An 18,864-nucleotide genomic window follows, 5' to 3' on the forward strand; every position below is an offset into this window, starting at 1 on the left:
GTGCGCGAGGATGGTGGCCATGAACGCCATCATCTCCGCAACCGAACTCGCGAGCGACCTCACGGGGAAGAACCCGCCGGTCGTACTCGACGTCCGCTGGCAGCTCAGTGTGGCGAAGGCGGCCGGGGAGCCGCCGTTCGACGGCCGCGCCGCGTACGCGTCCGGGCACGTGCCCGGCGCCGTCTACGTCGACCTGGACCGGGAACTGGCCGGTGCGCCCGGCACGGGCGGCCGCCATCCGCTGCCGGACATCGCGGAGTTCGGCGCCGTGATGCGCCGGGCGGGCGTCTCGGCGGCCCGGCCGGTGGTCGTGTACGACGGCGGGCAGGGCTGGGCGGCGGCTCGCGCGTGGTGGCTGCTGCGCTGGACGGGTCACCCGGACGTGCGGGTCCTCGACGGCGGGTTGCCGTCCTGGAAGGGGGAGCTGTCGGCCGACGTACCGGTGCCCGTGGAGGGCGACTTCGAGCCGGTGGCCGGGCCCGACGGCCTCCTCGACGCGGACGGCGCCGCGGCGCTGGCCCGCTCCGGCGTGCTGTTCGACGCTCGTGCGGGGGAGCGGTACCGGGGTGAGGTCGAGCCGATCGACCGGGTCGGCGGACACATCCCGGGAGCCGTCTCCGCGCCGACGACCGAGAACGTGGGCCCGGACGGCCGTTTCCTGCCCGCCGGTGAGCTGAGGGACCGCTTCAAGGCGCTGGGAGCGTCCGACGGCACGCAGGTGGGCGTGTACTGCGGCTCGGGCGTCTCCGGCGCTCACGAGGTACTGGCGCTGGCGGTGGCGGGCATTCCGGCGGCCCTGTACGTCGGTTCCTGGTCGGAGTGGTCATCGGACCCGTCCCGGCCGGTCGCCACGGGCCCCGATCCGCAGTGACGCGATGACGTGAGCGGTGCAGGAGGGCCGCACCGAACAGGTGCGGCCCTCCTGCACGTATCAGTCGTTGTGCGCACCGACTTCCGCGAACCGGCGGCCACCTCGGGCGAGTCGCCCCGCGGCGGCTTACTCCTGCTTCTTGCGCCGGGTGCCGAACACGATCTCGTCCCAGCTCGGCACCGCCGCGCGGCGGCCCGGGCGGACGCCGTCGGCCTCGGCCTGGCGGTCGGTGGCGCCGATCAGACGGTCGCGGTGGCTGCCGACGGAACGCGGCATGAGGACGTCCGCGTAGGCGGAACCGGCGGACGCCGCGGGCGCCGGGGGCTCCTCCTCGGCGGGTTCCTCGGCCGGTTCCTCCGGTTCCTCCGACGGTCGTTCCGGGACGACGAGGTCGCCCCGGAAGCTCGGTACCGCCTCCAGCAGGCTGGTCAGCGAGTCGCGCTCCCGCTCGCCGGTGCTCTCCTCGTCCGGTTCCGACGCCTGCGCGGGCAGGCTCGGCCGCTCGAGGGCGCGGTCCATCGAACGCTCGCGCGGCAGCCGGGCGATGCGCGGAACGAACGGAAAGCTGGGCTCGGGAGCGGCCAGGTCGTCGGACTCGCCGATCAGCGAACGCGCCTCGTCGTCGACGGCCTGGACCAGCCGCCGCGGCGGGTCGTACGTCCAGCTCGCCGAGTGCGGTTCACCCGCGACCCGGTAGACGAGAAGCACTTCCCAGGTGCCGTCGTCGCGGCGCCAGGAGTCCCACTGGACGGTGTCCTTCTCGGCGCCGCGCAGCAGCAGCCGCTCCTGGACGGCCTCGCCGAGCTGGGGCCCCGCGTTCTCACCGGGCCGGCGGACGGGGGTCTTGCGGGCCCGCTCGGCCATGAAGGCGCGCTCGGCCAGTACGGGGCCCTCGAAGCGACGGACGCGGTCGACGGGAATGCCGGCCATCTGCGCGACTTCCTCGGCCGTGGCACCCGCGCGTATACGCGCCTGGATGTCGCGGGGGCGGAGATGGCTCTCCACCTCGATCTCGATCTGACCGAGGCGGGGACGGTCACCGCGGACGGCGGCGCGCAGACGCTCGTCAATCGGAAGCGTGTACTCCGTGCTGTCCGCAGCCTTCAGCACCAGCCGTGTGCCGTCATTCGAGACGGCCACGACACGCAGTTCGGGCATGGGGACCTCCCGGGTGGTGCCTGCCGACGTCACGTGCGTCGCTGCTTCCGCTAGTCGAGTGTGGCCTGCCCGGGTGCAGCCTGCCACAACCTTGCCGAGTTGCCCGGCGTGTCGGGCACGGGCCCGGGATCGCCGTTATGGCACGGTTACCTATTCGCCACGCTAAGTGACCAAAATCGTCACCCTGTGCAACCAGCTCCCCTTCCGGCGGTCCGGCAAGGCCCCGGACGCCCTGGCGGGGAGACCGGACCCAGGGCTCGCAACAGTACTCCATTTGGGCCACGTGCGTGGATTGGCACGCCGCTCGACTTCCGGCAACGGGCGCGACTCGGCCGTCCGTTGCCCCGTTTTCTCGATCTTGAACGTGGCGTACTTCACCCAAGTGGCCGAAACGGAACCAGGTGCCGCCGGGACCGCTACGACCCGAGAACCCTCCGCAAGTAGTCGTTCTGGAACCGGCGGTCGGGATCCAGCCGTTCCCGCAACGCCGTGAACTCCTCGAAGCGCGGGTAGACCCCGGCGAAGTACTCCGCGTCCCGCGTGTGCACCTTGGCCCAGTGCGGCCGGCCCTCGTGTGCGGTGAGGATGCGCTCGGCGGCGGTGAAGTACCCCTGGTACGGCGTGCCCCTGACCATGTGGACGGCTATGTACGCGCTGTCGCGGCCGGAGGCGGTGGACAGCGTGATGTCGTCGGCCGGCGCGGTGCGCACCTCGACCGGGAAGCTGATCCGCAGGCGCGAGCGGTCCACCATCGCCTTGAGTTCGCGCAGTGTCTCGGTCACGGCCGCGCGCGGCACGGCGTACTCCATCTCCACGAACCGCACCCGGCGCGGGGACGTGAAGACCTTGTAGGGGATGTCCGTGTAGGTACGCGCGGACAGGGCCTTGCTGGAGACCCGGGCGATCGTCGGGATCGTGGCGGGCACCGCCTGGCCGACCCACTGGGCCGCCTGGAAGACGCCGTTGGAGAGGAACTCGTCCTCGAACCAGCCCGCGAGCTGTCCCACGGGCCTGCGGGGGCCGGCGCTGCGGTTGTTGCGCTTGGTGTTGGTGCTGCCGGTGTGCGGGAACCAGTAGAACTCGAAGTGCTCGTTCTCGGCCCACAGTTCGTCGAAATCGGCGAGGACCTTGTCGAACGGCATCGGTTCCTCGCGCGCGGTGAGCAGGAAGAGCGGCTCCACGGCGAAGGTGAGGGCGGTGACGATGCCGAGGGCGCCGAGGCCGATCCGGGCCGCCGCGAAGACCTCGGGGTTCTCCTTGTCGGAGCAGGTGAGGACCGAGCCGTCGGCCGTGACCAGTTCCAGCGCCTTGATCTGGGCGGCGATCGAGCCCGACTCGCGGCCCGTGCCGTGGGTTCCGGTGCTGGTGGCCCCGGAGACGGTCTGCTCCATGATGTCGCCCATGTTGGTGAGCGACAGACCTTCGCGCGCCAGCGCCATGTTGAGTCTCTTGAGCGGTGTGCCCGCCTCGACCGTGACGGTCATGTTCTCGCGGTCGATGTCGCGGATGCCGGTCAACAGTTGAGGGCGGATCAACACACCGTCCGTCGCGGCGATCGACGTGAAGGAGTGGCCGCTGCCGACCGCCTTGACCCTCAGCCCGTCCTCGGCGGCCCGGCGCACGGCCGCTGACAGCTCGTCGACGGAGGCGGGCGTGACCTCCCGCGCGGGGCGGGCGGCGACATTGCCGCCCCAGTTACGCCACGTGCCGTTCCTGCCGCTCGCTGTGGTGCTCAACGGTGCCTCCCCGACCCGGAGCCGGCCTGCTGAGCCGGCGGTACCCCAGAAAACCGACCGCGACCGCGACGGCCCCGGACACCGCCGGAACCCCGTACCCGGCCCGCGCGCCGGCCGCGTCGATGACCCAGCCGGCGATGGACGAGCCGAGCGCGACGCCGACGGCGAGCCCGGTGCTCACCCAGGTCATGCCCTCGGTCAGTTGCGCGCGCGGTACGTGCTCTTCGATGAGGGACATGGTCGTGATCATCGTGGGAGCGATGGCCAGGCCCGCAACGAACAGCGCCACGGCCAGAAACGGCAAGTTTCCGACCAGTAGGAGGGGGATCATACTCACGGCCATCATGAACACGCCCAGCAACCAGCGACGCTCCGGCGAACCCTGGGGCCGGAGCAGGCCGAAGACCAGGCCCGCCGCGCAGGAACCCGCCGCGTAGAGAGCCAGGACGACGCTCGCGGCGCCCTTGTGGCCCTGCTCCTCGGCGAAGGCGACGGTGACCACGTCGACCGAGCCGAAGATCGCCCCGGTCGCCACGAAGGTGGCCACCAGGACCTGAAGGCCCGGCGAGCGCAGGGCCGTGCCGCCGCCGCTCCGCGCGCGCGGGTGCGGCTCCGGCTCGGTGGCCCGCTGGGCGGTCAGCCAGAAGACACCGACGGCGAGGAAGCAGGCCGCCAGCAGCGGCCCCGCCTCCGGGAACCAGACGGTGGACAGCCCGATGGAGATGATCGGCCCGAAGATGAAGCAGACCTCGTCCACCACGGACTCGAAGGAGTACGCGGTGTGCAGCTGTGGGGTCCCCCGGTACACGGCCGCCCAGCGGGCCCGGATCATCGCACCGAGACTGGGCACGGAGCCGATCCCGGCCGCGCAGACGAACAGCACCCAGTCCGGCCCGTCGAAGTGCGCGGCCAGCAGCAGCCCGGCCGACGCGGCGAGCGCCACCAGGGTCGCGGGGCGCAGCACCCTGCGCTGGCCGTACTGGTCCACCAGGCGCGAGATCTGCGGCCCGATCGCCGCGGCGGCCAGCGCGAGGGTCGCCGACAGGGCGCCCGCCAGGCCGTAGCGGCCGGTGAGCTGGGAGACCATCGTGACCACGCCGATGCCCATCATCGACAGCGGCATCCGGCCGAGGAACCCCGCGGCGGAGAAACCCTTGGAGCCGGGGGCGGCGAACAGGGCGCGGTAGGGGCTGGGCACGGAGGGCTCCGGTGGGTCCGGTCACGCGTGCGTAGCGGCTCGGCACGGCGCGAAAGACGGCGACTCTGGGGGGCTCGGTGAGGCGTGCATGGAGCGCGACGGGACTGGTAAGGCGTCATTGAAGCTCATACAGCTTACGAGTTAGGCAACCCTAACGCACCCCCTCGCGCGAACCGTCGCACGGTCGGCGCCCCGACGACACCCTTCCCTACGGTGCCGTGCGGTTTCCCGGCTGTCAGTGCCGGGTGGCAGGATCGAGACATGCCAGACGCGCTCGATGCCACCCCCTACGACGCCCTGCTCCTGCTCTCCTTCGGCGGCCCGGAAGGCCCGGACGACGTGGTCCCGTTCCTGGAGAACGTGACGCGCGGGCGTGGCATCCCCAAGGAACGCCTCAAGGAAGTCGGTCAGCACTACTTCCTCTTCGGCGGGGTCAGCCCCATCAACGACCAGAACCGCGCCCTGCTGGACGCCCTGCGCAAGGACTTCGCCGACCACGGCCTGAACCTGCCGATCTACTGGGGCAACCGCAACTGGGCCCCGTACCTGACGGACACCCTGCGCGAGATGGTCGCCGACGGCCGCCGCCGCATCCTCGTCCTCGCCACCAGCGCCTACGCCTCGTACTCCGGCTGCCGCCAGTACCGCGAGAACCTCGCCGACTCGCTGGCCGCCCTGGAGGCCGAGGGCCTTCCGCTGCCGAAGATCGACAAGCTGCGGCACTACTTCAACCACCCGGGCTTCCTGGAGCCCATGATCGACGGCGTGGTCCGGTCCCTCGCCGACCTCCCCGAGGACGTCCGGGAGAGCGCGCACATCGCGTTCACGACCCACTCGATCCCGACCGCCGCGGCCGACACCTCCGGCCCCGTGGAGGACCACGGCGACGGCGGCGCGTACGTCAGGCAGCACCTGGACGTGGCACGGCTGATCGCCGACGCCGTCCGTGAGCGCACCGGCGTCGACCATCCCTGGCAGCTCGTCTACCAGTCCCGCTCCGGCGCCCCGCACATCCCGTGGCTGGAGCCCGACATCTGCGACCACCTGGAGGAGCGGCACGCGGCCGGTGTCCCGGCGGTCGTGATGGCCCCCGTCGGCTTCGTCTCCGACCACATGGAGGTCCTGTACGACCTCGACACGGAGGCCAGTGCCAAGGCGGAGGAGCTGGGCCTGCCGGTGCGCCGCTCCGCCACCGTCGGCGCCGACCCGCGCTTCGCGGCCGCCGTCCGCGAGCTCGTCCTGGAGCGCGCCGCGACCGAGAGCGGCCGGGCGGTCACCCCCTGCGCCCTGGGCGCGCTCGGCGCGAGCCACGACCTCTGCCCCGTCGGCTGCTGCCCGGCCCGTGCCCCCCGGCCCGCCGCCGCGGGCGCCGACAGCCCCTACGCGTGAGGAGCCCCGTGACCGACCCCCTGCACACGGACCTGCTCGAGCTGGCCAAGGAAGCCGCCCGCCGGGCCGGCGAGCTGCTGCGGGACGGCCGCCCGGCCGACCTGTCGGTCGCCGCGACCAAGTCGAGCCCCATCGACGTGGTCACCGAGATGGACATCGCGGCCGAGAAACTGATCACCGGGCTGATCTCCGACCAGCGCCCCGACGACGGCTTCCTCGGTGAGGAGGGTGCCTCCAGCGAGGGCAGCAGTGGCATCCGCTGGGTGATCGACCCGCTCGACGGCACCGTGAACTACCTCTACGGCCTGCCCACCTGGGCCGTGTCCATCGCGGCCGAGCAGGACGGCGAGACCGTCGTCGGGGTCGTCGAGATCCCGATGCGCGGCGAGACGCACCACGCGGTGCGCGGCTCGGGGGCCTGGGCGACCGGCGCATGGGAGGGCGAGCGGGCCCTCGCCTGCCGCCCCACGGCACCCCTCGACCAGGCCCTGGTCTCCACCGGGTTCAACTACGTCACCGACGTGCGCGCCCACCAGGCCGACGTCGCGCAGCGGCTGATCCCGCTGCTGCGGGACATCCGGCGCGGCGGGTCCGCGGCCGTCGACCTGTGCGACGTGGCCGCCGGCCGCCTGGACGGGTACTACGAGCGCGGCCTGCACCCCTGGGACCTCGCCGCGGGGGACCTGATCGCCCGGGAGGCGGGCGCGCTGACCGGCGGACGCCCCGGAGCCCGCCCGTCGCGTGATCTGACGGTGGCCGGGACCCCGGGCGTCTTCGAGCCTCTCCAACGGCTCCTGGAGGACTTCGGCGCCTGGCACGACTGACGCGGGCACCGGCCCACACGAAGGGGCCCCGGCGCTGGATTCGCCGGGGCCCCTCCGTCGTGCTGCGAACTGCTCAGACGCTTGACGCGCCGACTTCCACACCGTGCTCGGCGGCGAGGCGGCGCAGGTCGTCGAGCTCGCCCTGCTCCACCTCGACGAGGAAGTCGTCGCCCTCGTCACGAGCCCGCGTCAGGTCGGACTCGGTCGCCTTTATGCGCTGCAGAAGTCCTGCGGTGAATGCGTCCATGCTGCGCCCCCTCGTCCTGGGTCGTGGGTCGGTGGCACGGGGGTGTGCCGGTTGGGAAGGGGCGATCACGTCTCCGGTAGATGCCCGGCGCGCTGCCCTGCCGGGCGGCGACGGTGCCGGACACCCACGCCCGCTCTGCGGCAAGCGGGTCGGAGTACCACATGGTGCTGCGGCACATGCAGAGCGTGATCGCGGGGTGTAAAGCCGTCCTCCCCCCACACCCTTCCGTGGAAACCTCAACCCCACGAGAAAATCTCGCATTCCCGGGCTTCACACCTGTCCTTCATGGGCCGCACACCCGTCTTACCGCCGACTTATGGCCGAAAAGGGCAGGATGGAAGCACACACCCACCAAGACCCCTGCTCGCGCGCGCTCACGGAGCGCTACGCGGGTGGACACAGGAAGGACAAGCGACGTGCGCGTACTCGTCGTCGAGGACGAGCAACTGCTCGCCGATGCGGTGGCCACCGGACTGCGCCGGGAGGCCATGGCCGTCGACGTCGTGTACGACGGTGCCGCCGCCCTGGAGCGCATCGGCGTCAACGACTACGACGTGGTCGTCCTCGACCGCGACCTCCCGCTCGTGCACGGCGACGACGTCTGCCGCAGGATCGTCGAACTCGGCATGCCGACGCGCGTGCTGATGCTCACCGCGTCCGGCGACGTGAGCGACCGCGTCGAGGGCCTGGAGATCGGCGCCGACGACTACCTCCCCAAGCCCTTCGCCTTCAGCGAGCTCATCGCACGCGTGCGTGCCCTCGGCCGGCGCACCAGCCTGCCGCTGCCGCCCGTCCTGGAGCGCGCCGGCATCAAGCTCGACCCCAACCGCCGCGAGGTCTTCCGCGACGGCAAGGAGGTCCAGCTCGCGCCGAAGGAGTTCGCCGTCCTGGAGGTCCTGATGCGCAGCGAGGGCGCTGTCGTCTCCGCGGAGCAGCTCCTGGAGAAGGCCTGGGACGAGAACACCGACCCGTTCACCAACGTCGTACGCGTCACCGTCATGACCCTGCGCCGCAAGCTCGGCGAACCCCCGGTGATCGTCACCGTCCCCGGCTCCGGCTACCGGATCTGACCCCCGTGGCCACGACTCCCGCACCTCCCCAGGCGCCCCCCAAACCGACCTGGGACCCTAGGCGGCCCCAGGCCCCCTTCCCCTGGCTGCGCCCGACGATCCGCATACGGCTCACGCTGCTGTACGGCGGGATGTTCCTGATCGCCGGCATCCTGCTGCTGTCGATCATCTACCTGCTTGCCGCGAACGCGCTGAACGTGGGCAGTGACCTGCCCTTCAAGATCGTCTCCGGTGGGGTCTCCAGCGACATCTGCAAGTTGCGGAGCCCCGAGCTGCCCGCGGCCGAGCTCAACCAGGCGCTGAACGAGTGCGTCAACGAGCAGCGCCAGCACGCCCTGGACGACCTCCTCAGCCGCTCCCTCCTCGCCCTCCTCGGCCTCGCCGTCATCGCCTTCGCCTTCGGCTACGCGATGGCGGGCCGTGTCCTGTCCCCGCTGGGCCGGATCACCCGGACCGCGCGCGCGGTGGCGGGCTCGGACCTGTCCCGCCGTATCGAGCTGGACGGGCCGGACGACGAGCTGAAGGAGCTGGCCGACACCTTCGACGACATGCTGGAGCGTCTGCAGCGCGCCTTCACCGCCCAGCAGCGCTTCGTGGGCAACGCCTCGCACGAGCTGAGAACGCCCCTCGCGATCAACCGCACGCTCCTCGAGGTGCACCTCTCCGACCCCAACGCGCCGGTGGAGCTGCAACAGCTCGGCAAGACGCTCCTCGCCACCAACGAGCGCAGCGAGCAGCTCGTGGAGGGGCTGCTGCTGCTCGCCCGCAGTGACAACCAGATCGTCGAGCGCAAGCCGGTCGATCTCGCCGAGGTCGCCGGGCAGGCCATCGACCAGGTGCACGGCGAGGCCGAGGCCAAGGGCGTGCGGATCCGGGGCAAGCGCGAGACGGCGATCGTCCAGGGCAACGGCGTCCTGCTGGAGCGGATCGCCCTGAACCTGGTGCAGAACGCCGTGCGGTACAACGTTCCCGAGGACGGCTGGGTCGAGGTGACCACCGAGGTCCAGCACGGCCAGGCGGTCCTGGTCGTGTCCAACACGGGGCCGGTCGTGCCGGCGTACGAGATCGACAACCTCTTCGAGCCCTTCCGGCGGCTGCGTACGGAGCGCACGGGGAGCGACAAGGGGGTCGGGCTGGGCCTGTCCATCGTGCGGTCGGTGGCCCGGGCGCACGGCGGCCACATCACCGCCCAGCCCCGGGACGGGGGTGGGCTCGTGATGCGAGTAACCTTGCCGCTCTGAGATCATGTCGCCGACACACGGGGCTGTTCGCTTTGCGCTGAATTTTCAAGGCTGTGATCCAGCTCCCCCGTGTGTGATCGATCACAGGTGCGATTTTCCGGCCATCTACTCTCCGTGATCATGAAGGTGGCCGGAAAGCCCGGAAACTCCGGGTTTTCGGGGGTCCTGATCACGGGAAGTACACGGTGAGGCGCCTTTGAAGTGCGACATTCGGACCGTGTACGGTCCCGATCGCCATCCCAGCCGATCACTCGGGAGGAGTCCGGTTGGGTGTCGATTGAGTAACAGACCTTGATGTGAGGCAAAATCTCCGCCTCGAGGCGGGCACAAGTCCGGCCTCTCACGCGTTACGTGCGCTGGAGACACCGCAGATACCCAGAGGGGGAGAGGCGAAATGGCAACCGATTACGACACCCCACGCAAGACCGATGACGATGTCGACTCCGACAGCCTTGAAGAGCTGAAGGCCCGGCGGAACGACAAGTCCGCCTCCGCTGTCGACGTCGACGAGTTCGAGGCCGCGGAGGGCCTGGAGCTGCCCGGCGCAGACCTTTCCAACGAGGAGCTGGCCGTCCGGGTGCTGCCGAAGCAGCAGGACGAGTTCACCTGCATGAGCTGCTTCCTGGTACATCACCGCAGCCAGCTGGCCAGGGAGAAGAACGGCCAGCCGATCTGCCGCGACTGCGACTGAGGGAGGGTCGGCCGTGACTGGCTCGACCCCTCCTCGGAAGCGCCGCTTCTCTCTACCGGGAGCGGACAAGGGGCCGTCCGACGGCTCCCAAGGCGCGCGTGACGACGAGCGAGGCTCATCCGGCAAGGGAGTGGTCCCTGCGGGATCGGCCTCGCTCGAGCCGGCGGTCGGCCGGGGTGACCTCCCGGCGCCGGCACAGGGCGCCGCGCCCGTCGCCAGGCGACGGGTGGCGGTGGTCCGGGACAAGGCCGTGGACCTGGCCAGAGCAGGCGTCCGCAGGAGCGGAAGCCGGGCCAGGGCGGCCCTGGCCCATCTCACCGACCGGATCATCGAGACAGCCCCGAGGATCCCCGTACGGGACCTCCAGACGCTCCGTCGGCAGTTCCCCAGCCTCGGGCCGGAGCAGCTCGCCGACAAGCTGGTGGCGGGCGCGGCGAACGCCACGTCCACTGTCGGAGCGGGCGTCGGTGCGGCGGCCATGCTGCCCGTACCGCCCGCGATGCCGGCCGAGATCGCCGCGGAGATCACCGGCGTCGCGGCGATCGAGCTCAAGCTGATCGCCGAACTGCACGAGGTCTACGGCGTACGGCCGCCGGGGAACCTCAAGGACCGCAGCACCGCGTATCTGCGCTCGTGGTCCGGTGAGCGCGGGGTCGACGTGCTGAAGCCCGCCTCGCTCAACTCGGCCCTGAGCGGCCAGATGAAGCGCGAGCTGCGCCAGCAGATCATGAAGCGCACGGTCCGCGACCTGCCGAACCTGATGCCCTTCCTGGTGGGCGCCGCGGTCGGCGCGCTCATGAACCGGCGCGACACCAAGAAGCTGGCCGCGAGGATCCGGGCCGACCTGCGCAAGCTCCAGGTGCCGTGGGACGCCCTGCCCGAACTCCCACCGCTGGAGAAGCCCGAGAACCCGCTGCCCCTCGACGAGAGCCCCGGAGAACGTCCCGGAGACCGCGGGGACCGAGGGGACTGAGAAGTCTTTGCGCGGCGCGGGCGAAAGCTTTGCCTACGCCGCCGTCTCCCGCGCCGTCCGCAGCGCCTCGGCCAGACGCTCGGGCTCCCGCGTCGACAGGTAGAGGTACGGCGTCGGGTCGTCCGGGTCGGTGACCTCCACCCGCAGCGCGGTGGGGATGTAGGCGCGCAACAGCAGGAAGGCGCGGGTGTCGGCCTTGTACGTGCGCCAGGCGCGCGCCTCCTCGGGCGTCAGCACCTCCGCCTCGCCCAGTGCCGCGACCGGGATCCTCGCCTCGCCCGCGATCAGGGAGTCGCCCACGACGCGGATCCGGACGGAGCCGTAGGAGCTGGCCACGACCGCGGCGGCGGCGGTCCCGCCGACCAGGCCGCCGAGCATCGGCAGGGTGCCGAACGGCAGCAGGATCAGGGCGAAGGAGACGCCCACGAGGAACGAGACGAACCACCACGAGCGCGGGGCGGTGAGGCGTTCTTCGTACGGGGTGGTGGAGAGCTGCATGGAGCCAAGCTTGGCACGGTGCCCGGACACGACCAGGGCCAGGGGGCCGCGGCGCGCAGCGCTGTCGGTCGGTGTGGCGGTGGGCGACGAGTGGCTCGGGGTGCTGGCGCGCGGCGGCGTCGGTCGGGATGCCGGTGGGTGCCGGGAGGGCGGGTAAGGTCTGCGGCTGTGAGTGGTACTTCCCCAGCTCTTCAGCCTCCGGCCGACGCCGTCAAGCCGGTTCGGCACCCCGACGCTCCCGTACCCGGCGAGCTCCTCGGTGCCCACTACGAACAGTGTTTCGGGTGCGGCGGCGCGCAGCCGCACGGGCTGCATCTGGAGGCGCGGGCCGGCGAAGGGGTCACCGTCACCGCCGAGTTCACCGTGCGGCCCGCCCATCAGGGAGCGCCCGGGCTGGCGCACGGCGGTGTCCTGGTCAGCGCCCTCGACGAGACGCTCGGCTCGCTGAACTGGCTGCTGCGGACGATCGCCGTGACCGGACGGCTCGAGACCGACTTCGTGCGGCCCGTGCCCGTCGGTACGACGCTGTATCTGGAGGCCGAGGTGACGGCGGTGGCCGGGCGGAAGATCTTCTCGACCGCCACCGGGCGGATCGGCGGCCCCGACGGGCCCGTCGCCGTCCGTGCCGAGGCGCTCTTCGTCGAGGTCAAGGTCGAGCACTTCGTCCACCACGGCCGTCAGGAGGAGATCCAGGCGGCCATGAGCGACCCGGACCAGGTCCGGCGCGCCCGCGCCTTCGAGGTGAACCCGTGAGCCGTACTCCCGTGAACGTCCTGATCCGGCGCGTCGACCCCGACGTACCGTTTCCGACGTACGCGCATCCCGGTGACGCGGGGGCGGATCTGCGGACCACCGAGAGCCGCGAGCTGGCGCCGGGGGAGCGCGCGGTGTTGCCCACGGGGGTGTCCGTCGCGCTGCCCGAGGGGTACGCGGCCTTCGTGCATCCTCGTTCGGGGCTGGCCGCCCGGTGCGGTGTCGCCCTCGTGAATGCCCCGGGGACGGTTGATGCCGGGTACCGTGGGGAGATCAAGGTGATCGTGGTGAATCTCGACCCGCGCGAGTCCGTGCGGTTCGAGCGCTTCGACCGGATTGCCCAACTGGTCGTCCAGCAGGTCGAGAGGGTCCGCTTCCAGGAGGTCGCGGAGCTTCCCGATTCGGCGCGGGCCGAGGGGGGCTTCGGGTCCACCGGTGGCCACGCCGCGGTGGACGGCGGGGGCGGCACAAGCGGTCAGGCCGCCGTGGGCGGCGCGACGGGTGGGAATCGATACGCTTCGGTCGTATCCGACCGGGAAGGACAGTGACGTGTTCGGACGTCGCAAGAAGAAGGGTGCCGCCGAGGACGCGGCCGGCGAGGCCGAGCAGGTCGTCGACAGTGTCGACACTGAGGCGGACGAGGTGGCGGGCGAGCGTGAGCGCGTGCGGCTCGAGCCCGAGCCGCGGCCCGACGGGCCGTGGGACAGCTCGGAGGTACGCGACCCCGGCGAGGGCCGGGTGGACCTGGGCGGGCTCTTCGTGCCCGGGGTCGACGGCATGGAGTTGCGGGTCGAGGTCGCGGGCGACGCGATCGTCGCGGCCACCGTCGTGCTGCGCGACAGCGCCATCCAGTTGCAGGCCTTCGCCGCGCCCAAGCGTGAGGGCATCTGGGGCGAGGTGCGCGAGGAGATCGGCTCGGGCATCACCCAGCAGGGCGGCATCGTCGACGAGGTCGAGGGCCCGCTGGGCTGGGAGCTGCGGGCCCAGGTGCCGGTGCAGCTGCCGGACGGCACGGGTGGGTTCCATGTCGTGCGGTTCGTCGGCGTGGACGGCCCCCGCTGGTTCCTGCGCGGAGTGATCTCGGGCCAGGGCGCGGTACAGCCGCAGGCGGCCGGCCTGCTCGAGCAGATCTTCCGGGACACGGTCGTGGTCCGCGGCGACGGCCCGATGGCGCCCCGCGACCCGATCGTCCTCAAGCTGCCGAACGACGCCCAGATGGTCCCCGAGAGTGTCCAGCAGGAGGAGGCGGGCTCCCGCTTCTCCGGCGGCATGGGCCAGCTCCAGCGCGGACCGGAGATCACCGAGGTCCGCTAGAGACACACCTGGAGACACACACAGAGAGAAGGGCCGCACCCCACAGGGGGTGCGGCCCTTCTCGCTGCGCGGACCCTTGACGCCTGATTGGTCTGTACCTACGGTCTCCGCTCAACGCCTGGTTCATGAGGGCGCTCTAAGTTCACATACGAGAACGGAGCCGCTGTGCCTCGAACCGCCTTCCTCGCGACCGTCACCGCCCTCCTCCTGGGCACCCTCACGGCACCGGCCACGACCGCCCACCGCGCCGAGGCCGCCCCCGCCACCTTCGTCCACCCCGGGGTCACCGTCTCCCGGGCCCAGCTCGACTTCACCCGCCGGCAGGTCGACGCCGGCGCCCAGCCGTGGAAGGGCGCCTTCGACCGGATGCTGGCCAGCAGGTACGCCGACCTGAACCGCGTCCCCAAGCCGCGCGAGATCGTCGAGTGCGGGTCCTACTCCACGCCGAACAACGGCTGCACGGACGAGCGCGAGGACGCCCTCGCCGCCTACACCCACGCCCTCGCCTGGTACGTCACACGCGACGACCGCTACGCACGCAAGGCGATCGAGCTGATGGACGCGTGGTCGGCCGTGATCCGGGACCACACCAACAGCAACGCGCCCCTCCAGACCGGCTGGGCCGGCTCCTCCTGGCCCAGGGCCGCCGAGATCATCAGGCACGCGTACACCGGCACCTGGCCGAACTCCGGCCGCTTCGCGACCATTCTCCGGGACGTCTACCTGCCCGAGATCATCAACGGCTCGAACTCCAACGGCAACTGGGAGCTGTCGATGATGGAGGCCGCCGTCGGCATCTCCGTCTTCCTGGAGGACAAGGCGTCGTACGACAAGGCCATGGCGCGCTTCCGGACCCGTACGGCCGCGTACGTCTACCTGGCCTCCGACGGCGATCTGCCGAAGACCGTGCCCAGCCAGAACCTGAACACCCGGGAGAAGATCGTCGCCTACTGGCAGGGGCAGTCCACCTTCGTCACCGGCCTCAGCCAGGAGACCTGCCGCGACTTCACGCACACCGGGTACGGCATCTCGGCGATCTCGCACGTCGCCGAGACCAGCCGGATCCAGGGGCAGGACCTGTACGGCACCGACGTCGGCGAGCGGCTGCGGCACGCCCTCGGCCTCCACGCCAAGTACCAGCTCGGCACCGCCGTCCCGAGCTGGCTGTGCGGTGGATCCGTGAAGCTCGGACTCGGCCCGGTCACCGAGGTCGGCTACAACGCGCTGCACAACCGCCTGGGCACCGCGATGACGAACACCCGGACCCTGACCCTGGAGAACCGCCCGGCCGGCACCAACAACCTCTTCGTCGCCTGGGAGACGCTCACGCACGGGGACAGCACGGCGTGAACCGATCGGGGGGCCTCATCCGATGAACCGGTGAGAGGGAAGCGACGAACCAGTGAGGGGGAGGGGCATGAGCCGGTCGGCCTGCGGTGTGTCCGCCGCGTCAGGGTTGCGTCAAAGGCGTCCCGTACCCTCCTCCTCGCCCCGTTCGTCCGCATCGTTGGCCGTAAGGTCGACGCAGCGCAGGCAACGGTCACCGGAAGACGATGAGGTCATGGCACGCGGCAAGCTTCGGATCTACCTCGGTGCGGCACCGGGCGTGGGCAAGACGTACGCGATGCTGTCCGAGGGGCACCGCCGGGTGGAGCGCGGCACGGACTGCGTGGTGGCCTTCGTGGAGCACCACGGTCGGCCGCGTACGGAGGCGATGCTGGACGGCCTGGAGGAGGTCCCGCGCCGGGAGCTGGAGTACCGGGGCGGCGTCTTCACCGAGATGGACGTGGACGCCGTCCTCACCCGCCGCCCGCAGGTGGCCCTCGTCGACGAGCTGGCCCACACCAACGTCCCGGGCTCGCGCAACGCCAAGCGCTGGCAGGACGTCGAGGAACTCCTCGCCGCCGGCACCGACGTGATCTCCACGGTGAACATCCAGCACCTGGAGTCCCTCGGCGACGTCGTGGAGTCGATCACCGGGGTGCGGCAGCGGGAGACCGTCCCCGACGAGTTCGTACGGCGGGCCGACCAGATCGAGCTCGTCGACATGTCGCCGCAGGCCCTGCGCCGCCGCATGGCACACGGCAACATCCACCGGCCCGACAAGGTCGACGCGGCCCTGTCGAACTACTTCCGCCCCGGGAATCTCGCCGCCCTGCGGGAGTTGGCGCTGCTGTGGGTGGCGGACCGGGTCGACGCGTACCTGAAGCAGTACCGCAGCGAGCACCGGGTGTCGGCGATCTGGGGTTCGCGGGAGCGGATCGTGGTCGGGCTGACCGGAGGCCCCGAGGGGCGGACGCTGATCCGGCGGGCGGCGCGGCTGGCCGAGAAGGGTGCCGGCGGCGAGGTCCTGGCCGTGTACATAGCGCGCAGCGACGGCCTGACGTCGGCCTCGCCGAAGGAACTGGCCGTGCAGCGCACCCTGGCCGAGGACCTGGGTGGCACCTTCCACCACGTCGTGGGCGACGACATACCGGCCGCACTGCTCGACTTCGCCCGGGGGGTGAACGCCACGCAGATCGTCCTCGGCTCCTCCCGCCGCAAGGCCTGGCAGTACGTCTTCGGGCCCGGGGTCGGCGCGACGGTGGCCCGGGAGTCGGGGCCCGACCTGGACGTGCACATCGTCACCCACGAAGAGGTCGCCAAGGGGCGGGGGCTGCCGGTGGCCCGGGGCGCCCGGCTCGGCAGAAACCGCATCATCCGGGGCTGGCTGGTCGGCCTGGCCGGTCCGGTCGTGCCGGCGGTGCTGCTGAACACCGTCCCCCTGGGCCTCGCCAACGTCATGCTGCTGTTCCTGACGGCGACGGTGGCCGCGGCGCTGCTCGGTGGACTGCTGCCGGCCCTGGCCTCGGCGGCCGTGGGCTCCCTGCTGCTGAACTACTACTACACAGAGCCCCTGTACCGGTGGACGATCGCCGATCCCAGGAACATCGTCGCCATCGTGATCTTCGTCGGGGTCGGGGTGTCGGTGGCGTCGGTGGTGGACCTGGCGGCCCGGCGTACCCACCAGGCGGCCCGGCTGCGGGCCGAGTCGGAGATCCTGTCCTACCTGGCGGGCAACGTCCTGCGCGGGGAGACCGGCCTGGAGGCGTTGCTGGAGCGGGTGCGGGAGACCTTCGGCATGGAGTCGGCGGCGCTGCTGGAGCGGGAGAGCGACAGAGGACCCTGGACCTGCGTGGGCGATGCCGGCGTCGGGCGGCCGGTGCAGCGGCCGGAGGACGCGGACGTCGACGTGCCGGTCGGGGACCATGTGGCGCTGGTGCTCACCGGGCGGGTGCTGCCCGCGGAGGACCGGCGGGTGCTGGCCGCGTTCGCCGCACAGGCGGTCGTCGCGCTGGACCGGCGGCGCCTGCAGGAGGAGGCCGACCAGGCCCGCGCTCTCGCCGAGGGCAACCGCATCCGTACGGCGCTGCTGGCCGCCGTCAGCCACGACCTGCGGACGCCGCTGGCCGGGATCAAGGCGGCGGTCTCCTCGCTGCGGTCGGACGACGTCGAGTGGTCCGGTGAGGACGAGGCCGAACTGCTGGCGGCGATCGAGGAGGGCGCGGACCGGCTCGACCACCTGGTCGGTAACCTGCTCGACGTCTCCCGCCTCCAGACCGGCACCGTCACCCCGGTCATCCGGGAGACCGACCTCGACGAGGTGGTGCCGATGGCGCTCGGCGGGGTCCCGGAGGACAGCGCGGAGCTGGACATCCCGGAGACGCTGCCCATGGTCGCCGTGGACGCCGGGCTGCTGGAGCGGTCGGTGGCCAACCTGGTCGAGAACGCGGTCAAGTACAGCCCGGACGGCGAGCCGGTCCTCGTCTCGGCGAGCGCCGTCACCGACCGCGTCGAGATACGCGTCGTCGACCGGGGACCCGGAGTGCCCGACGAGGCGAAGGAGCGCATCTTCGCGCCCTTCCAGCGGTACGGTGACGCTCCACGAGGGGCGGGAGTGGGACTCGGCCTGGCCGTCGCGCGAGGCTTCGCCGAAGCCATGGGCGGCACCCTCACCGCCGAGGACACACCCGGCGGCGGTCTCACCATGGTCCTCACGCTCCGCGCGGCGGGATCGTGCGCGGAGCCCTTCGACGAGGGAGCCGCAGGAGAGGAACTCCCCGTACATCCGGAAAGGCAGGCCGCATGCTGAGCCCGGCCGGGGGGCACCCCCAGACCCCCACGAGGGTGCTCGTGGTCGACGACGAGCCGCAGATCGTGCGGCCCCTCGTGATCAACCTCAGGGCGCGCAAGTACGAGGTGGACTCGGCCCACGACGGGGCCACCGCCCTCCGGCTCGCCGCAGCCCGCCCTCCGGACGTCGTGGTCCTCGACCTGGGACTGCCCGACATGGACGGCGTAGAGGTGATCAAGGGACTGCGCGGCTGGACCCGGGTGCCGATCCTCGTCCTGTCCGCCCGGCACTCCTCGGACGAGAAGGTCGAGGCGCTCGACGCGGGCGCCGACGACTACGTCACCAAGCCCTTCGGCATGGACGAGCTGCTGGCCCGGCTGCGGGCCGCCGTCCGCCGGGCCGAACCCGCCGGGGTCGGCGAGGACGACGTCCTGGTGGAGACCGACGCGTTCACCGTCGACCTCGCGGCGAAGAAGGTCGACCGGGGTGGCAAGGACGTACGGCTGACGCCCACCGAGTGGCATCTGCTGGAGGTGCTGGTGCGCAACACCGGCCGGCTGGTCGGCCAGAAGCAGCTGTTGCAGGAGGTGTGGGGGCCGTCGTACGGGACGGAGACGAACTACCTGCGCGTGTACATGGCACAGTTGCGCAGGAAACTGGAGGCTGATCCGTCGCATCCCCGGCACTTCATCACCGAGCCGGGCATGGGATACCGGTTCGAGAAGTGAGCCGTTCGGGCGCGGTGGTACGCGGCTGCGGTCCTGACGGTGCGCCCCGGTACGCTTCT

Annotated in this window: 18 protein-coding genes; 13 read left to right on the forward strand and 5 right to left on the reverse strand. The window is 71.5% G+C overall.

From position 1 onward, the window contains the following. The first annotated feature begins 19 nt into the window (after positions 1-19). On the forward strand, positions 20-871 hold the full coding sequence (locus ACF1A1_RS31690) for a sulfurtransferase (RefSeq protein WP_392004435.1): 852 nt from the start codon (positions 20-22) through the stop codon (positions 869-871). A 126-nt stretch (positions 872-997) separates the two neighbouring features. Here the strand turns inward: ACF1A1_RS31690 and sepH are convergent, their stop codons facing one another. From sepH to ACF1A1_RS31705, 3 genes are all read right to left on the reverse strand, one after another. Further along, positions 998-2,029, reverse strand: a complete 1,032-nt coding sequence (gene sepH, locus ACF1A1_RS31695) for a septation protein SepH (RefSeq protein ID WP_392004436.1) — start codon at positions 2,027-2,029, stop codon at positions 998-1,000. Between the two features lie 416 nt (positions 2,030-2,445). After that, positions 2,446-3,765 (reverse strand): D-arabinono-1,4-lactone oxidase, encoded by a 1,320-nt coding sequence (locus ACF1A1_RS31700; RefSeq protein WP_392004437.1) that lies wholly within the window; start codon positions 3,763-3,765, stop codon positions 2,446-2,448. Beyond that, positions 3,725-4,963: an MFS transporter gene (locus tag ACF1A1_RS31705; RefSeq protein ID WP_392004438.1), complete on the reverse strand. Its 1,239-nt coding sequence runs from the start codon at positions 4,961-4,963 to the stop codon at positions 3,725-3,727. The genes ACF1A1_RS31700 and ACF1A1_RS31705 overlap by 41 nt, the downstream gene beginning before the upstream one ends. Before the next feature lie 261 nt (positions 4,964-5,224). Here ACF1A1_RS31705 and ACF1A1_RS31710 point away from each other — a divergent pair, with 261 nt between their 5' ends. Further along, positions 5,225-6,352, forward strand: a complete 1,128-nt coding sequence (locus tag ACF1A1_RS31710) for a ferrochelatase (protein WP_392004439.1) — start codon at positions 5,225-5,227, stop codon at positions 6,350-6,352. Between the two features lie 8 nt (positions 6,353-6,360). Next, positions 6,361-7,176 carry an inositol monophosphatase family protein gene (locus tag ACF1A1_RS31715; protein WP_392004440.1) on the forward strand — a complete coding sequence of 272 codons (816 nt, stop codon included), beginning with the start codon at positions 6,361-6,363 and terminating at the stop codon, positions 7,174-7,176. 73 nt (positions 7,177-7,249) lie between these two features. Here the strand turns inward: ACF1A1_RS31715 and ACF1A1_RS31720 are convergent, their stop codons facing one another. After that, positions 7,250-7,423, reverse strand: coding sequence for a hypothetical protein (locus tag ACF1A1_RS31720; RefSeq protein ID WP_167348321.1), 174 nt, complete (start codon positions 7,421-7,423; stop codon positions 7,250-7,252). A gap of 416 nt (positions 7,424-7,839) precedes the next feature. On the opposite strand from ACF1A1_RS31720, the gene ACF1A1_RS31725 reads away from it, so the two are divergent. The 4 genes from ACF1A1_RS31725 (at position 7,840) to ACF1A1_RS31740 (ending at position 11,398) form a co-directional block, all read left to right on the forward strand. Then, entirely contained in the window at positions 7,840-8,493 is a 654-nt protein-coding gene (locus ACF1A1_RS31725; RefSeq protein WP_356254900.1) for a response regulator transcription factor, read from the forward strand. Between the two features lie 5 nt (positions 8,494-8,498). Next, positions 8,499-9,734: a sensor histidine kinase gene (locus ACF1A1_RS31730; RefSeq protein ID WP_392004441.1), complete on the forward strand. Its 1,236-nt coding sequence runs from the start codon at positions 8,499-8,501 to the stop codon at positions 9,732-9,734. A gap of 394 nt (positions 9,735-10,128) precedes the next feature. Beyond that, positions 10,129-10,425 carry a DUF4193 domain-containing protein gene (locus ACF1A1_RS31735; RefSeq protein WP_003993510.1) on the forward strand — a complete coding sequence of 99 codons (297 nt, stop codon included), beginning with the start codon at positions 10,129-10,131 and terminating at the stop codon, positions 10,423-10,425. Between the two features lie 13 nt (positions 10,426-10,438). Next, the gene (locus tag ACF1A1_RS31740; RefSeq protein WP_392004442.1) at positions 10,439-11,398 is read left to right on the forward strand and encodes a hypothetical protein; all 960 of its coding nucleotides are present in this window, start codon (positions 10,439-10,441) and stop codon (positions 11,396-11,398) included. 33 nt (positions 11,399-11,431) lie between these two features. Here ACF1A1_RS31740 and ACF1A1_RS31745 read toward each other — a convergent pair whose 3' ends face one another. Further along, the gene (locus ACF1A1_RS31745; RefSeq protein ID WP_392004443.1) at positions 11,432-11,896 is read right to left on the reverse strand and encodes a DUF3093 domain-containing protein; all 465 of its coding nucleotides are present in this window, start codon (positions 11,894-11,896) and stop codon (positions 11,432-11,434) included. 168 nt (positions 11,897-12,064) lie between these two features. Here ACF1A1_RS31745 and ACF1A1_RS31750 point away from each other — a divergent pair, with 168 nt between their 5' ends. The 6 genes from ACF1A1_RS31750 (at position 12,065) to ACF1A1_RS31775 (ending at position 18,805) form a co-directional block, all read left to right on the forward strand. Next, positions 12,065-12,649 (forward strand): PaaI family thioesterase, encoded by a 585-nt coding sequence (locus tag ACF1A1_RS31750; protein ID WP_392004444.1) that lies wholly within the window; start codon positions 12,065-12,067, stop codon positions 12,647-12,649. Next, a complete protein-coding gene (dut, locus tag ACF1A1_RS31755) occupies positions 12,646-13,197 on the forward strand; it encodes a dUTP diphosphatase (protein ID WP_392004445.1) in 552 nt (183 codons plus the stop codon). Before ACF1A1_RS31750 ends, dut begins: the two co-directional genes overlap by 4 nt. A 1-nt stretch (position 13,198) precedes the next feature. Further along, positions 13,199-13,963 (forward strand): DUF3710 domain-containing protein, encoded by a 765-nt coding sequence (locus tag ACF1A1_RS31760; RefSeq protein WP_392004446.1) that lies wholly within the window; start codon positions 13,199-13,201, stop codon positions 13,961-13,963. Between the two features lie 165 nt (positions 13,964-14,128). After that, on the forward strand, positions 14,129-15,313 hold the full coding sequence (locus ACF1A1_RS31765; protein ID WP_392004447.1) for an alginate lyase family protein: 1,185 nt from the start codon (positions 14,129-14,131) through the stop codon (positions 15,311-15,313). Between the two features lie 211 nt (positions 15,314-15,524). Next, positions 15,525-18,095 (forward strand): ATP-binding protein, encoded by a 2,571-nt coding sequence (locus tag ACF1A1_RS31770; protein WP_392004448.1) that lies wholly within the window; start codon positions 15,525-15,527, stop codon positions 18,093-18,095. Further along, on the forward strand, positions 18,089-18,805 hold the full coding sequence (locus ACF1A1_RS31775; RefSeq protein WP_392004449.1) for a response regulator: 717 nt from the start codon (positions 18,089-18,091) through the stop codon (positions 18,803-18,805). The genes ACF1A1_RS31770 and ACF1A1_RS31775 overlap by 7 nt, the downstream gene beginning before the upstream one ends. The last annotated feature ends 59 nt before the right edge of the window (positions 18,806-18,864 follow it).

The organism is Streptomyces sp. NPDC014995, from assembly GCF_043080745.1.
Lineage (GTDB): Bacteria > Actinomycetota > Actinomycetes > Streptomycetales > Streptomycetaceae > Streptomyces.